This window comes from Microcystis sp. (assembly GCF_048564745.1).
In the GTDB taxonomy this organism is placed as follows: Bacteria; Cyanobacteriota; Cyanobacteriia; order Cyanobacteriales; family Microcystaceae; genus Microcystis; species Microcystis ichthyoblabe_A.
In genome coordinates this window covers 67,166-81,984 of record NZ_JBLZRT010000007.1, presented here as the reverse complement: position 1 = coordinate 81,984, position 14,819 = coordinate 67,166, and the positions used below count along the sequence as shown (strand labels likewise).

The following is a 14,819-nucleotide window of genomic DNA, read 5'->3' as shown; positions in this document are numbered from 1 at the left end:
ACCCTTATCCTGACTTGATTTCAGTTTTTTCTTTGTCAGTAAGGGTGTCAACAAGGAATATTACAAATTGTTAACCGAGTCTTGAAAGCCTTGTGCTACAAAGGTTTGAAATGTTAAGAAAGATGTGACTAAAGGACAGCTTGATAAGGGGGGTGCCGATCCCCCCTTAGTCCCCCCTTTAATCCCCCCTTAATAAGGGGGACATCTGAAAGTTTTTAATACCTACCTACTTATCCTTTCCTAGAAGTGATAGCAAAATATCCCGGGCAGCTCTTCTGAAAATCAGAAAAATTTCTATATTTTTGCATCCGATTCTAGGTTTTCAATTAACCTTAAATCAAAAGCCTAGGGCTTAGATAGAAGCCATTTAAAGGATATTTATGAAAGCCAAAATCGCGATCGCTTGTCAGGGAGGCGGCAGTCAAACTGCTTTTACTGCTGGCGCCTTGAAAGCATTATTTGACAATAAAGTGCAAGACTACTTTAATATTGTCAGTCTCAGTGGTACTTCTGGCGGTGCTATCTGTGCCTTTTTCACCTGGTATGCTCTCAAAAAAGGTGATAGCATCGTTTGGAAAAGAATGATTGATTTTTGGGAAGATAATAGCGCTCGAACTCCCCAAGAACAACTATTTAATGACTCAGCTATTAAAGCTCTAGAATTAGCCAGCAAAGGATTAATTCCCCAGTATAATCTCAGTCCTTCCTCTCCGATTACTAAAACCTTATTTTCTATAGCTACCTACGGTTTACGCAGTCGCTTTACCAACTTTGATCAGTTACTAAGAGCGCATATTGACTTTTCGGAATTAGCCACCTGGGGAGCTAAACCAGAACCACCAATTTTATTAATTGGGGCCTGTAATATCCTGACAGGAAAGTTAAGTAAATTTAGCTCGCGCCAGGAAGCAGTTAAAATTGAACATATCCTAGCTTCTGCTTGTGTTCCTAACATTTTTCCTGCTGTCACCATTGAAACTATGGCCTACTGGGATGGACTATTTTCTGATAATCCCCCCATCCGTTCTTTAATTCGCCGTGAATTTGTTGGAATCGAAAATATTCCCGATGAAATTTGGGTAATTAAAATTAATCCCACCTCTAGAGATAAGATCCCCGTGCAATCCGATGATATTGCTGATCGCCGCAATGAATTAGAAGGCAATGTTTCCCTATTTCAAAGTCTCGATCAGATTGACTTTCTCAATCAATTATTTCTCAAAGGAGCCTTTAAAGAGGAATTTTTGCGCGAGATCGAATTAAAAGAACCATTTAAAATTCCTAAATCTTTCCCGGAAGATCCCGATCAAGATTACCATATTCCGATGATCGAAATGTCTGCGGAATTAGCCAATAGTCTCAACTATGAAAGTAAACTTGATCGCTCTCCTGCCAATATCCAGCGTCTGATTGCTGACGGGGAAAAACAGGGAAAACAATTTCTAGAACATCGACTAAAAGCTATGGGTTTAAGATAATTTTTGAGGGTTCAAAAACGGCAAAAATAAGGATTAAATGGCATAAAATCTGTCAATAGACTATTTAATTGATTATTATTTATTCTCCTGACTACTGACTACTGGCTACTGACTCCTAACCCTAACAACAATTTTTGATTTTTATAAGAGGTCTAATGATCACTGATTTTCATTGACTAATACCCGTCCAGATAGATCGTAAATCATAATATCCCATTGCCCATTTTTTGCCGCTTCAAAAGCCACTTTAGAACCATCGGCACTGATGATCGGATTGCGTACTTCCGCGAGCAGATCGGGAGCAATTTCCCTTCTCTGTTGAGTTTGTCGATCGTACAGATAAATAGCCGTTTTTCCCTGACGACTAGCAGTAAAAACGATATAACGACCATCTTCACTAATGGAAGGACTAGAAGCGATCTGATCGAGAGAATTTAGGCCAGGTAAAGACAGTAAACGGCGATCAATAGCATCAAAAAGATAGATAGCTTGGGAACCATTGCGATCGGAAGCAAAAACGAGATAGCGAGAGGCAAGATAGGGAGTTAATTCACTAGCAGCACTATTTAAACTTCTCCCCCCTCGATCGAAAGGAAAAGACAATAAACTGGGATAACCCGCACATCCAGTTAACAAACTAATTACAGCAACAAGACTAATAAAAAAATGACGTTTCACGGTTTGGGACTTTCAACGGGACTGCCATCGGCAATATCTAACTCGATATTCGGACCGCGATCAAGAACCTCCACATCCCATTGTCCCCGACGAGCGGATTCAAAGACAAGATAACGACCATCGGGACTAAGACGGGGATTTCGCAACCAACCGCGATAATTTTGACTCAATAACTCAGAGCGATCGGTAATGCGATCATATAAAGCGATGACGGGACGACCCTCAATAATCACCACATAAGCCAGATAACGCCCCGTTTGGCTTAAACTGGGGCTATCGGTAATTTCTTGACCCGTATATAATCCCCCTAGGGTCTGGTATTGTTTTGTCTGCAAATCATACAGCAGTATCTGATTACTACCGCGACGATTAGACAGCAAAGCAAGCCAACGACCATCACCACTCAGGGCAGGTTTTTCGTCATTATAGCGACTATTGAGGGTTCCTGTAGAGAAACCGGGGTTATTGAGATTACAACCGCCTATAACCCCTAAAAACAAGCAGATAAACAGGAAAAAGGGAGCTTTGGTCATCGGACCTACTCCTTAATAATCAAACCTAGTCGGATGATCATTACTCGACTCCCGTTCACTATTATCCGGTCTCTCCCAATCTTCTTGATCGCTCGTATCCCTAGGATCGATCGGTTGATAATCGACGTATTCACCTTTAAATGGCGGATCGTCCTCAATTATTGGGCGAGGACGACGTTTTTGTCCAGTGCGGGGCGGTTTACTGCTCGTTTCTTCACTAGCGGGACGACGACGGGGACGGGGACTGGTTTCTTCCCAATCATCACCGCTACGGCGCTGATCATAAACATCTCGATCGCTAGTGGGGGAACTATTGCGGGGACGACGATTAGCCGTTTTGCGACTGCTAGTATCGGCCGGCCGACGGGTGCGGGTGCTGCGGGGTTCCTCGTCCTGATAACTAGAAGTGCGGGAAGAGCGGGGCTCCTCGTAACCGCGTAAACGGGGATTATCTTCGTAACGTTCCTCTGGTTCGTAGGTGTCGAGGGGTTCCAATTCGGCCCGATATTCCCGACTCACAGGACGTTCATCCACAAAAGAGGTGCCGCGGCGGGCCTGTTCCGTGGTTAAACCCCGCAATTTTACCGTCTCGAAGGCAAAAAACACCGCTGCCCCAGTCAGCAAAAATTGTCCGAATTGCAAAATCGGATCCAGTCGCCACCCTTGAAAAAGTAAAATTAAACCGCACAGTAACCCAACGGCGGCAAAAAATATATCATGATCCCTGGAAAGTTCCGGCCGCACCGAGCGCAGGAAGTATAACCCGGCTCCGGCTACTGCCAGAAAAATTCCTAAGATACTGGCCGAATTCAGCCCAAAATTGACCATCTTTATCTCCCTTCTCGGTGCTTAAATTTAAGAATCGAGTCTTTATCTCTAGCCCTCAGCTTTCAGAAGCAATCCTGCTGTTTTTAACTCAAGGAGTCGATCTATATCCTAACCCCCAAGTCTAGCACTATATCTATCATCCTCGATTCTAACTTACTCGATCGAGCCTAGCTCACACAACTATTGTTGAGGAAGTGGGGAAGTGGGGAGACCACTTCGTGCGCGTTGCGGGGGGAAGTGGGGAAGTGGGGAGATTTTATCAGTGAACAGTGAACAGTAAACAGTGAACTGAAAACTCACATCTGATAACTGATAACTGATCACTGAAAAGGCTGAGATTTTAACAAAATCTTTAGGAATTACCCATTGACAGGATTGACAAAATGTGTGCTAGGGGTTTCGGGCATTTGAACCTGATTTCTTGATCACCTTTGAGCGATCGCTTCTGAAACGACCAATTTTCATCGATGCACATCATGGTTAATTTGTCAAGGGCGTAAGTCCTAATTTTAATAAGATCAGACAGAAATTTTTCTGTCATATCATAAAATTAACTTAACCCAGCCAAGAGGGAATTAGCATAGAATGTGAGTATAATTCAGGCTAAGCAAATAGTCTGCTTGTATCCATAGTTCATTCAATCCATAGAATAAGGTGTGAGGATTGACCCATGTCAAAACTAATCAAGAATTTAACAAAGGTAACTCCTTTAGTATTGGGTGCTTCCCTGGCCGCCGCAGGTGGTGCCGTAGCTCAAACTGTTTCCGGTACACCTCAACTCAAAGTTGATCCGGTAGCACAACAACAACTCGATCGCATTCAACGCGCCCAAAATAGTCAGCAGATTAATACGGGTGTTTATCAGGGTTCCATGTCCCAGGTGACTAGCGTTAACCAACTGCGGGACGTATCTCCCACCGCTTGGGCCTACGAGGCATTAAGAAGCCTTGTGGAGCGTTACGGTTGTATCGTTGGTTATCCCGACCGTACCTTCCGTGGTGATCGCGCCACCACTCGTTGGGAATTTGCCGCAGGTTTAAACGCTTGTTTAAACGTCATGGAACGCTTAATTCAAGATGGTGTCGCTGTACTCAGAGAAGATATCGATAAATTAAAACGTCTTGTTCAAGAATTTGAAACCGAACTAGCGGCTTTAGGGGCTAGAGTAGATAACCTGGAACAGCGGGTTTCTTTCCTGGAAAATAATCAATTTTCTACCACCACCAAACTCAGAGGTGAGGTAATTTTCAGTATCGCCGATAGCTGGGGTGGTCGAGCTTCCATTACAGAGATTGACGGTACGAGGGAGGATAATGGCAGCAATCAAGATGAAAGTCAAACAGTATTTAATAATCGGGTTCGACTCAACTTTGAAACCAGCTTCACCGGTAAAGATTTGTTGAGAACCCGTTTACAAGCGGGTAACTTTAACAACACTTTCAACCAAAGTGGTCCGACGAGAACCAACATGACCCGTCTGGCATACGATGACGGTCGTGACAACGATGTAACCATCGATGACTTGTTCTACCGCACTCCCATCGGCACTCCCTTCGGTGACATCACCGTTTGGGTTGGTGCTAACGCCCTTAACCTTGATGACGTTTTCATCACTGCTAACCCCTTCCTCGCCGATAGCGGCACGGGTGCTTTATCTCGCGGTCAACGCTACAATAACATCGTCTTCCGTGGTCCTTCTGGCATAGGTGCAGGGGTTCGATTCAATGTCGGCGATGTTTTCCAAGTTACAGGGGCTTATCTGGCCGGCAGTGGTGCCTCCAATCCTGAACCGGGTAACGGTTTGTTCAATGGTTCCTACAGTGCTGGCGCGCAGGTAGGTTTCTCCTTCATCAAATTTGCCGATATTAACTTCGTTTACGTTCACAGTTATCAAACCGCTGATGATATTGCTAATCCTCGTTCTGGTGGTTTATTCGGTCGCATCAGCAGCCCTCTGACGGAAACTCCCTTCGGTGACGTTGGTACTACTGCTAACCGTTTCGGTTTACAGGGTAGCGCTCAAGTTATCCCTGGAGTCTTAAATATAGGGGCATGGGCTGGTTATGCCGATGCCTCGGCCACAGGAGTTAATGAGGCGATCGGAGATAATAGCACTGGTATCTGGTCTTGGAACCTTAACTTCTCGGTTCTCGATCTCTTTGCCGAAGGTGCAGCCCTTTCTTTGGGAGGCGGTCAAGTACCCCGTTCCGACAAGGAAGATAGCACTTCCTACATGGTGGAAGCTCAGTATAAGTTCCCAGTCACCAAAAATATCCTGATTACCCCAGGCGTTTATGCGGTCTTCAATGCCAACAACTCACACAACAGCATTGTTGTCGGTGTCATCCGGACAACTTTCCGCTTCTAAGCTAACTTGATTGATTAAACAATCTAAAACGGTGGGATTTATAAATCTCACCGTTTTTTTACTTTTAACTTTTCACTGGGTATAACCATTTATGAGAAGATGATCGGAGCGTCCCAAACGCTGCTATATTTACTTCGCCTATTTAGTTGCTTATCTATGCACTCTCCGTCTTTCCCCCGTCGCACTAAAATTGTGGCCACGATTGGCCCAGCCTCGCAAAATAAGGAAACATTACGTCAGATGATCAAGGCGGGGGCGACGACATTTAGATTAAACTTTTCCCATGGCGATCACGATTACCATCGTCACAGCATTAACTTGATCCGTCAGTTAGCCTTTGAACTCAATCAACCGATTGGCATCCTTCAGGATCTGCAGGGACCAAAAATTCGTTTAGGTAAATTTGCCTGTGGGTCGATTACCCTGAAACCGGGGGAACCCTTTATCCTTACTTCTAGGGATGTGGAATGTAATCAGGAAATAAGTTCCATTAGCTATCCCTCTCTAGCCCAGGAAGTCCCAGAAGGTTCGAGAATTCTCCTTGATGATGGTAAAGTCGAAATGCGGGTGGAATCAGTGGATCGTCTGAAAGGTGATCTTTCCTGTCGCGTGGTGGTTGGGGGTGTCTTATCCAGTAATAAAGGGGTAAATTTTCCCAACGTTTATCTGTCGGTAAAAGCTCTAACCGATAAGGACAAAAAAGATTTAATGTTCGGACTGCTGTGGGATGTGGATTGGATCGCCCTCAGTTTTGTGCGTAATCCCCAAGATATTCTCGAAATTAAAGAATTAATCGCCAGTGCGGGTAAATCTATCCCCGTGATCGCTAAAATTGAAAAACACGAAGCGATCGAGGAAATGGAGGCAATTTTATCCCTCTGTGATGGTGTGATGGTGGCCAGGGGAGATTTAGGAGTAGAATTACCAGCCGAAGACGTGCCAATCCTGCAAAAACGCCTGATTAATACTGCTAATCAGCTAGGCATCCCGATTATTACCGCCACTCAAATGCTTGACAGTATGGCCAGTAATCCTCGTCCCACCCGTGCCGAGGTTTCGGACGTGGCTAATGCGATTTTAGATGGCACTGATGCGGTCATGCTTTCCAATGAAACGGCTGTGGGTCATTATCCCATCGAAGCAGTGGCAACCATGGCCCGCATTGCCGAAAGGATCGAACGGGAACAGATCAATAGTGCCGCTCGCTCTAACAATAAACAATCGATTCCTAACGCTATTTCCTCGGCAGTTAGTCAAATTGCCGAACAATTGGGGGCAGCGGCAATTATTACCCTGACAAAAACCGGCTCTACTGCCCGTAACGTCTCCCGATTTCGCCCCAAAACCCCGATTTTAGCCGTTACTCCCCATCGAGAAGTGGCACAGCAGTTACAGCTAGTTTGGGGCGTAAAACCGATGTTATTGCTCGATTTACCCTCCACCAGCCAAACTTTTCAAGTGGCGATGAATCTCGCCCAGGAAAATAACCTCCTCGCAGATGGTGATTTAGTGGTGATGACGGCGGGAACTCTGCAAGGGGTGGCTGGTTCCACGGATTTAATTAAGGTGGAAGTGGTAAAATCCCTTTTGGGCAAGGGTACGGGTATCGGCCAGGGTGTGGCTAGTGGCCGGGCGCGAGTAGCCCATAATGCCCGAGAAGTGGGTAGTTTTAGTAGTGGGGAGATTTTAGTCGTTCCCACCACCAGCGCCGAATATGTGGATATGATGCGGAAAGCTGGCGGAATTATCACCGAAGATACCGCGATGAACAATCACGCCGCTACTATCGGTTTAAAATTGGGTATTCCTGTGATTGTCGGGGTTAAAAATGCCACGAAAATTATCCGCGAAGGGGTGATCATTAGTCTCGATGCTCAACGGGGTTTGATTTATTCTGGTATTGGCAAGGGTGCGGCGACTATGAAAAACTGAGTCAGGAGTCAGTTTTTTCCCAGTTAGGAGACAGGAGACAGGAGACAGGAGGCAGCTTTTATTTATTATCCCCACTTCCCCACTTCCCCACACCCTACACCCCACACCCCACACCCTACACCCCACACCCTACACCCATTTTCACTTGTCTATGAGCGATTCTTACTCTCCTCCCGTCGATAATCCGGCCTATACTGTTGAACAAGCGATCGCTAATATCCAGCAAAGAGAAGACCTAGGAGCGCGTTATTATGCCGCTTGGTGGTTGGGTAGATTTCGTGTTCGTCAACCGGAGGCGATTTCGGCGTTAATTGCCGCTTTAGAGGACGAAAGCGATCGCACTCCCGATGGCGGTTATCCCCTGCGACGCAATGCCGCCAGCGCTTTAGGGAAATTAGATGATCTCAGTTGTCTTCCCGCTTTGATTGCCTGTCTCGACTGCGAAGATTATTATGTGCGCGAATCGGCTGCCCAGGCATTGGAAATGCTTCAGGATCGAAGCGCGATCGCACCTTTAAAGAAACTATTAGAGGGTGGCATCGAAGGGGCTGTTTTAGTGGCGGGAAAACCCCATTTAGTCCAACCCTACGAAGCGATTATCGAAGCCTTGGGAACCCTGCAAGCGACGGAAGCGATTCCCCTCATCGAACCGTTTTTAAAGCATTTCGTCGAAAAAGTGCGTTATGCGGCTGCTCGCGCCCTCTATCAACTCACGACTAACCCCCACTATGGCGATATTCTGATTAATGCCTTGCAAGGGGAAGAATTACAGCTGCGCCGTTCTGCTTTAATGGATTTGGGCGCTACGGGTTATCTGCCGGCTGCTCCTGCGATCGCTAATACTTTGGCGGAAAATAGTCTGAAACTGGTTGCTCTCAAGGAACTTTTAGAAAACCATCTAAAAACTAATTCTAGGGGCGAAAATATCTCGGAAATTCTCACTTTAATGGATAGTTTATTGTAATCAATAATTGGTTAGTTTTTATCTAAATTCAAACTCATAAAATCCAGAGGTTTTATGCTAATTCAAACTGATTATGCTGGCTGGCTAAACGAAACAATCACTCTGTTAAAACAAAAAAACTTTGATAAAGTTGACTGGGAAAACTTGATCGAGGAGATAGAAAGTTTGGGCAGAAGTCAAAAACGTGAACTCCGCAACCGGTTAACCACCATCTTAGAACACTGCCTCAAACTCTGCTATACTGACTACGTTGAGGATTATCGAGGTTGGCAAGAAACTATCGGGCGCAGTCAACGGGAACTAGAAGAACTTTTGACCGATTGTCCTAGTTTAAAAACCTACTGGGAGCAAGTATTTTTAGATTGCTATGCCACGGCTTTAAAAAGCTTGCGAGATAACCCCGATTATCAATCCTTTAACTTTCCCAATGATTGTCCTTTTCCCCAAGAAATTAGTCAGATTTTACAGAAAAAAGTTTGGCGATAAAATTATCTTTAAAAGTTTGTTGGTGGGGTTAGGAGATAGGAGTTAGCAGTCAGTAGCCGGTCGTCAGGAGTCGGGAGACAGGAGATTATTTTATTTATTCTCCCCACACCCCACACCCGTTCGGCTGAGCTCACGGCCGAAGCCCACACCCCACACCCCACTCCCCCACTTCCCCACACCCCCACACCCCACACCCCAACCCCTCATCCCCTCCAATGATAACCAATGCTTCCCACCGTTGAGACTTTAATTATTGCCGTCGAAAAAGCCGACTCAGCTAATGAGTTACTAACAGCCGTGGAAAACTTAGCCGCCGCCAAAAGTGAAGCGGCAATACCCACCCTCACCGATGTGCTGAGATATAATAACCCCGGTGCCTCCGTGGCAGCAGTGGATGGTTTAATCGCCATCGGCAAAGCGGCGGTTCCCTATTTACTGGCCAACCTAGACGGTTATAATTATGGGGCGAGAGCTTGGGCAACCCGCGCCCTAGCAGGAATTGGCGATGTGCGAGGATTGGACTTATTGCTTGAGGCGGCGGTGAGTGATTTTTCCTTTAGCGTGCGGCGAGGGGCGGCTAGAGGCTTAGGAAATATAATTTGGTCTGATTTGGAGGAAAGTCGGGTTTCTGAGGCTCATAAGGCTGTTTTTACGGCACTGGAGAAACTTTCGCAAGGGGATGCAGAGTGGGTGGTTAGATATGCGGCGATCGTCGGATTGGAGGGGTTAGGAACTGCGGCGGCGGCATTTCGCGGGGCGATTCGGGAACTTTTAGGACAGATTCGGGAGACGGAAGCGGAAATAGTGGTAAGATTGCGCGCCGATCAAGCTCTGGAACACTTACAATAAGCCTAAGTCGAAAGTAGAAAAACTTATTTCTCTACAGGGAGAAACAATTACACTAACATTCTATGAAATATTGGCAGGAAATTTTAGCGATCGCTCAACGAATTTTAGTAGAATTAATCCGGCGCGGGCGTAGCTTAATCCTCTGGGGCATTTTCCCGATCCTTGTCCTGCTCTTAAATGGCTATATTATGGCAGAAAAAGGCAAAATTGAGCTTGACGAGGCGATGGCTCTGGCTACTCCTCCCACCCTCGTCGGGGCGGCACTTTTCTTTAGTTGTTTGGGGGGAACCGTGGCGACGGTAGTGGCAGAAAGGGAGCAACAAACGATTAAACGGTTATTTTTATCGCCTTTAAGCGGTGTTTCCTATTTTATCGGCATTTTTCTCGCCCATTGTGCGATTGCCGCCTGTCAGACAGTTTTAGTTTATTCTATTGCTAAACAGTATGGAGCCACTTTTAAAGGCTCAATTCCTCTAGAATTATTAATTATTTTTCTTAGTATCACCGCCTATGTGGGTTTAGGATTTATCCTCGGTACTCAACTGGCGAAAAGAACAGAAGATGTTAATGCTTTGGTGGGAACTTTTGGGGTTCCTTTATTAATTTTAGGCGGCGTTTTTCTCCCAACTGCTTTATTCCCCGACAATATTCTATCTCTGGCTAAATATAACCCGATCTACCACATGAATGAAGCTTTAATTGCTGTTTGGGCAAAGGGCGAAAATCTACAAGATATTAACTCTCATTTTCGCTTTCTCTGTCTTTTTGCTCTAGCTATGGTAGCAGGTGGTTGGCTTACCTATCGACAAATGTTAAACCTTGAACGCCGACTGTAAATCAGTTATCAGTTATCAGTTAGAAAAGGCAAGAGTATTCATTAATTTGTCTTCCCATATCTTCCACTCCCTAATCCTGTCCCCTGACTCCTGACTATCCTTGTTACTTTATTAAAAATGCTGACTATTAATAATATCAAAAAAAATTACGGAAGACGCTTAGTATTAGATCAATTAAACTTTCATATTGAAGCGGGGGAAATTTACGGTTTACTCGGTCCCAATGGTGCGGGAAAAACCACCACTATTAACTTAATTTGTAATTTATTAAAACCCTCATCGGGAGAAATTACCTTTAATTATTTGCCAATTTCCAGAGTTACTAAAGAATTAATTGGGGTTGCCCCGCAAGAAAATTTGTTGTACAAATCCCTTACTTGTGAGGAAAATCTCAACTTTTTTGCTCAGATTTATGGACTCGATCGCCACCAGCGTCGTCATCGGATTAAAACCAGTTTATCCGCAGTAAATTTGCTTGATCGCGCCCGTAGTCCAGTGGAAACTTTAAGCGGTGGAATGCAGCGCCGGATGAATATTGCCGTGGCTATTGTTCATCAGCCAAAATTATTAATTCTCGATGAACCAACCACCGGTTTAGACATCGAATCTCGCTATGAAATTTGGGATTTAATCGGAGAATTACGGCGACAGGGAATGACAATTTTATTAACTACCCACCTCCTCGATGAAGCACAGCGTCTCTGTCAACGTATCGGGATTTTAAAACAAGGTCGTATTATTGCCGAAGGTAATTTAAATCAGCTGCGTCAGCATATTCCTGCGAAAGAAATTATTATCATGGATACCCAGGATCAAGAAGCGGCAATAAATCGAGGTAAACAATTAGGATTTACTCCCAAATTTTACGGAAAAGATTTAGCTTTTTGGTTACATGAACATCTAGAATTAAGCGAGATTATTCAGGCATTCGATGGCATTAATATTGATTCTCTCGCCCGTCAGACGGTACAGTTAGAACATATTTATATGGAAATTATGAATCAATTTTAACCACGTTTTTGAAAATTCAGGTTGATGATCGGCATTTTTTTCAGTAATTGGCCTCGATTAAGCTAAATCGCCGTTTTTCTTACCGTCATGATCATCTATAATTTTTGGATAGGTTCTATTAATTGGAGACAGAATCAATAATGAAATTAACCTCTATCACTGGGTTATTGAGTCTATCGGCGGTATTATTAAGCTCACAGCTACCGGCAGCGGCGCAAAATTGTCGGCCACTTTCTTTATTAGGGGGTGAGGGTAGTGAAATTACCAAAACCGTCTCGCAACCCACTATTCCGGGGCCTTTCGGTGTCACGATAACTCGTAATAATTGGAATACCGATTGGGCAGTTCCGGGGGGTAGAAGTTTTCAGAGGTTTATCGTTACGGTTTCTGTTCCCAGGGCTGCCTCCTTTGATATTCGGCTGTTTCTCAAGTATAGCGATCAAACTAATGAGGAATTTTTTAATACTAATGGAGTACGAATCGAACCCGATAAACCCTTAACAATTACTGCCACAGTACGCGCAAATGATCAACCTTTTCTAGTCAATCTTTTTGTCAATGGTATTCAGCACATTGGTAATACCTACACCGCTTCTGTTGTCGGTTGTGAACGATAAAATATATAGGGTGTGCTGAACAAGTTTTTTCTGGGGGCAGGGTGTGGGGTTTTAAGCTAAGAGGCATTTTAATCGCCTATCCGATTAGCTGAATCTCTCCCAATCCCTTTACTGTTGCCTCTTGTTTCATCTCAACAGGCAATTTATACTAAATCCAGTTATTAAAGACTGATTATCTATTCCTCCTTTTGCCTCTTGCCTCTTGCCTATCCTCATAAGTAGCCTATACTCAACGGATTTAGTATTAAATGCGCGGGCAGCCCCGGACTTTACTCTCTACCCCGATTGACCTTCAGTGGGAAAATTAGATCAATGCACAATTAAGGATTTTTGTCAAGAAAATAATATTAAACTTATTATTGATGTCTGCCATGCCCACGCCCAAATTATCTGGCAATTAGCGATTAATTGCGCTACCCTAACTAATATCCCCCCATTTGCCTCGATTTAGAACTGGCTTTTATCCGTCCCCACCTTATTATCGATTTTTTTCGGGAATATTATGTCTGAAACTATCACTCCCGCCATTAGCGATCGCATCTGTAAACACATGAATAAAGATCACGGTGATGCCGTGCTTTTCTACGCTCAAGTTTACGGCAATATTACCGATGCAGAAACCGCTCAAATGCTCTCCATCGATCCCGAAGGCATGGATTTAGCCATAGAAAAATTAGGGGAGAGTCAAACAATTAGAATACCTTTTGAGCGCACCCTAGAATCAGCCAAGGATGCCCATAATATTCTGGTTGAGATGCTAAAAGTTAATCAAACCACCCCTTGACAAAGCTCGATTTTGCGCCATAAATCTAACAACCTTGTTGGATAAAACTTTTAGACTTTTTCGCCATTAAAAAGTGTCAGCCATGGGGGTAATCCGGGGGAAATTGAGCTACTTTTTCCCTGAAAATATGTAAAACCCCACACCCTACCCCCCGGAAAAACTTTTTCAGCAGACCCTAGTTATAGCTTGAATTGCTTTTCTATCAAAGACACGATCCAACTTCTGGGTAAAAAACGGGGCAGATTGACGATAATTTTATTAGCCAATTTACCGGCTACCACGTTGGGGCGTTTGTTTGCCAAGGCAGTTAAAGCCTCTTGTACCACCACTTCCGCCGAATCTAACCGGCCGTTTTTGCCCATAAAGGCACTGGGAAATCGGGCCACCTCAAAAAAATTCGATTCCGTCGGACCGGGGCAAAGAGCGAGGATTTCAACGCCTTTGTCCTTATTTTCTGCCCAGAGAGACTCGCTAAAACTGAGGACAAAGGCTTTTGTCGCCGCATAAACGGAAAGATAGGGGAGCGGTTGAAACCCAGCAATGGAAGCAACATTGATAATTGCCCCCCCAGCACCAGCAAGCATCGGACGGAGAAAATAGTGGCTTAATTCCACCAATACCAGATTATTTAACTGGATCATTTCTAACTGTCGGGCTAAATCCTGCTCGCTAAAAGCACCATAACCACCAAAACCGGCATTATTTACCAGTAAATCAACGTTGATTCCTTTTTGGTTCACCGTATCATATACTAGCTTTCCCGCCCCAGCAACGGTCAGATCTTGGACGATAACCGTCACTTTTACCCCGTATTGTTCCCCCAATTCCGCTGCTAATTGTTCTAGTTTATCCCTAGATCTAGCGACTAAAATTAGCTCCATTTGCCGTTGGGCAAGTTGACGAGCAAAGACGACACCGATACCGGTGGAAGCGCCGGTAATGAGGGCTGTTTTCATAGAAGATCAACTAAAAATAGCTTTTTTGCTGGAATTTTACCACAATTACCCTTCCATTTACAGTTCTTAACTTGGCGGGGAAGGCATTTTTTCAACTCAGAATATATGTTAGGCTAGAAATAGAACAAAGGTCGAGGGAGGTACACAAATGACAGTTATAAGCTTCACTGATCAAGATATTGCCAAGTATACCGCCGCTGATATGGCTTCTTTAGCCGAACGACTAGAAAAAGATGAGTATAGTAACCCCTTCGAGGCTTTGCGGGATTGGCATCTGTTGCGGGCGATCGCTTTTCAAAGGCAGGAATTAGCCGAACCTTATCTTTATCTGTTGGATCTAGAAGCCTACGATGAGGCTTAAAGTGGCTTAGTTAAATAAAACTTAACACAAATTACTGGGGGTGTGAGACTAGCACACCCATTATTTTTGATTATGATATTCTCCGGCTGAAAAAAGCCCCTAGCTTTTTGCCCCTTATTTCCCTACTATCAATAACAA

General features: G+C 44.5%; 16 protein-coding genes. 12 read left to right on the top strand and 4 right to left on the bottom strand.

The annotated features are described in order from the left end of the window. The first annotated feature begins 380 nt into the window (after positions 1-380). The gene (locus ACOCD9_RS01250) at positions 381-1,478 is read left to right on the top strand and encodes a patatin-like phospholipase family protein (RefSeq protein WP_419546183.1); all 1,098 of its coding nucleotides are present in this window, start codon (positions 381-383) and stop codon (positions 1,476-1,478) included. A gap of 159 nt (positions 1,479-1,637) precedes the next feature. Here the strand turns inward: ACOCD9_RS01250 and ACOCD9_RS01245 are convergent, their stop codons facing one another. The 3 genes from ACOCD9_RS01245 to ACOCD9_RS01235 are packed head-to-tail and all read right to left on the bottom strand — an operon-like array spanning position 1,638 to position 3,517. Beyond that, positions 1,638-2,156 carry a TolB family protein gene (locus ACOCD9_RS01245; RefSeq protein WP_002741428.1) on the bottom strand — a complete coding sequence of 173 codons (519 nt, stop codon included), beginning with the start codon at positions 2,154-2,156 and terminating at the stop codon, positions 1,638-1,640. Beyond that, positions 2,153-2,689, bottom strand: a complete 537-nt coding sequence (locus tag ACOCD9_RS01240; RefSeq protein ID WP_194017393.1) for a TolB family protein — start codon at positions 2,687-2,689, stop codon at positions 2,153-2,155. The genes ACOCD9_RS01245 and ACOCD9_RS01240 overlap by 4 nt, the downstream gene beginning before the upstream one ends. 12 nt (positions 2,690-2,701) lie before the next feature. Then, positions 2,702-3,517, bottom strand: a complete 816-nt coding sequence (locus tag ACOCD9_RS01235; protein ID WP_287699732.1) for a Ycf66 family protein — start codon at positions 3,515-3,517, stop codon at positions 2,702-2,704. A 670-nt stretch (positions 3,518-4,187) separates the two neighbouring features. On the opposite strand from ACOCD9_RS01235, the gene ACOCD9_RS01230 reads away from it, so the two are divergent. The 10 genes from ACOCD9_RS01230 (at position 4,188) to ACOCD9_RS01185 (ending at position 13,364) form a co-directional block, all read left to right on the top strand. Beyond that, entirely contained in the window at positions 4,188-5,885 is a 1,698-nt protein-coding gene (locus ACOCD9_RS01230; protein ID WP_419546182.1) for an iron uptake porin, read from the top strand. Positions 5,886-6,041: 156 nt separating this feature from the next. After that, positions 6,042-7,817, top strand: a complete 1,776-nt coding sequence (gene pyk / locus ACOCD9_RS01225) for a pyruvate kinase (protein ID WP_149973234.1) — start codon at positions 6,042-6,044, stop codon at positions 7,815-7,817. 151 nt (positions 7,818-7,968) lie between these two features. After that, positions 7,969-8,781, top strand: a complete 813-nt coding sequence (locus ACOCD9_RS01220; protein WP_008201786.1) for a HEAT repeat domain-containing protein — start codon at positions 7,969-7,971, stop codon at positions 8,779-8,781. 54 nt (positions 8,782-8,835) lie between these two features. Then, positions 8,836-9,267 (top strand): DUF29 domain-containing protein, encoded by a 432-nt coding sequence (locus ACOCD9_RS01215; RefSeq protein ID WP_287699735.1) that lies wholly within the window; start codon positions 8,836-8,838, stop codon positions 9,265-9,267. A 225-nt stretch (positions 9,268-9,492) separates the two neighbouring features. Continuing rightward, entirely contained in the window at positions 9,493-10,116 is a 624-nt protein-coding gene (locus ACOCD9_RS01210; RefSeq protein ID WP_287699736.1) for a HEAT repeat domain-containing protein, read from the top strand. Between the two features lie 62 nt (positions 10,117-10,178). Then, positions 10,179-10,952, top strand: a complete 774-nt coding sequence (locus tag ACOCD9_RS01205) for an ABC transporter permease (protein ID WP_079208561.1) — start codon at positions 10,179-10,181, stop codon at positions 10,950-10,952. 117 nt (positions 10,953-11,069) lie between these two features. Continuing rightward, entirely contained in the window at positions 11,070-11,963 is an 894-nt protein-coding gene (locus tag ACOCD9_RS01200; RefSeq protein ID WP_147069380.1) for an ABC transporter ATP-binding protein, read from the top strand. Positions 11,964-12,103: 140 nt separating this feature from the next. Then, positions 12,104-12,580, top strand: coding sequence for a hypothetical protein (locus tag ACOCD9_RS01195; RefSeq protein WP_419546181.1), 477 nt, complete (start codon positions 12,104-12,106; stop codon positions 12,578-12,580). 295 nt (positions 12,581-12,875) lie between these two features. After that, positions 12,876-13,031 carry a hypothetical protein gene (locus ACOCD9_RS01190; protein WP_287699738.1) on the top strand — a complete coding sequence of 52 codons (156 nt, stop codon included), beginning with the start codon at positions 12,876-12,878 and terminating at the stop codon, positions 13,029-13,031. A 51-nt stretch (positions 13,032-13,082) separates the two neighbouring features. After that, on the top strand, positions 13,083-13,364 hold the full coding sequence (locus tag ACOCD9_RS01185) for a DUF2470 domain-containing protein (protein ID WP_002732965.1): 282 nt from the start codon (positions 13,083-13,085) through the stop codon (positions 13,362-13,364). A 179-nt stretch (positions 13,365-13,543) separates the two neighbouring features. On the opposite strand, the gene ACOCD9_RS01180 is transcribed toward ACOCD9_RS01185, so the two are convergent. Further along, complete coding sequence (locus ACOCD9_RS01180; protein WP_024969702.1) at positions 13,544-14,320, bottom strand: SDR family NAD(P)-dependent oxidoreductase; 777 nt, start codon at positions 14,318-14,320, stop codon at positions 13,544-13,546. A gap of 148 nt (positions 14,321-14,468) precedes the next feature. On the opposite strand from ACOCD9_RS01180, the gene ACOCD9_RS01175 reads away from it, so the two are divergent. After that, positions 14,469-14,681 carry a DUF2555 domain-containing protein gene (locus ACOCD9_RS01175; protein ID WP_104395925.1) on the top strand — a complete coding sequence of 71 codons (213 nt, stop codon included), beginning with the start codon at positions 14,469-14,471 and terminating at the stop codon, positions 14,679-14,681. Positions 14,682-14,819 lie beyond the last annotated feature (138 nt).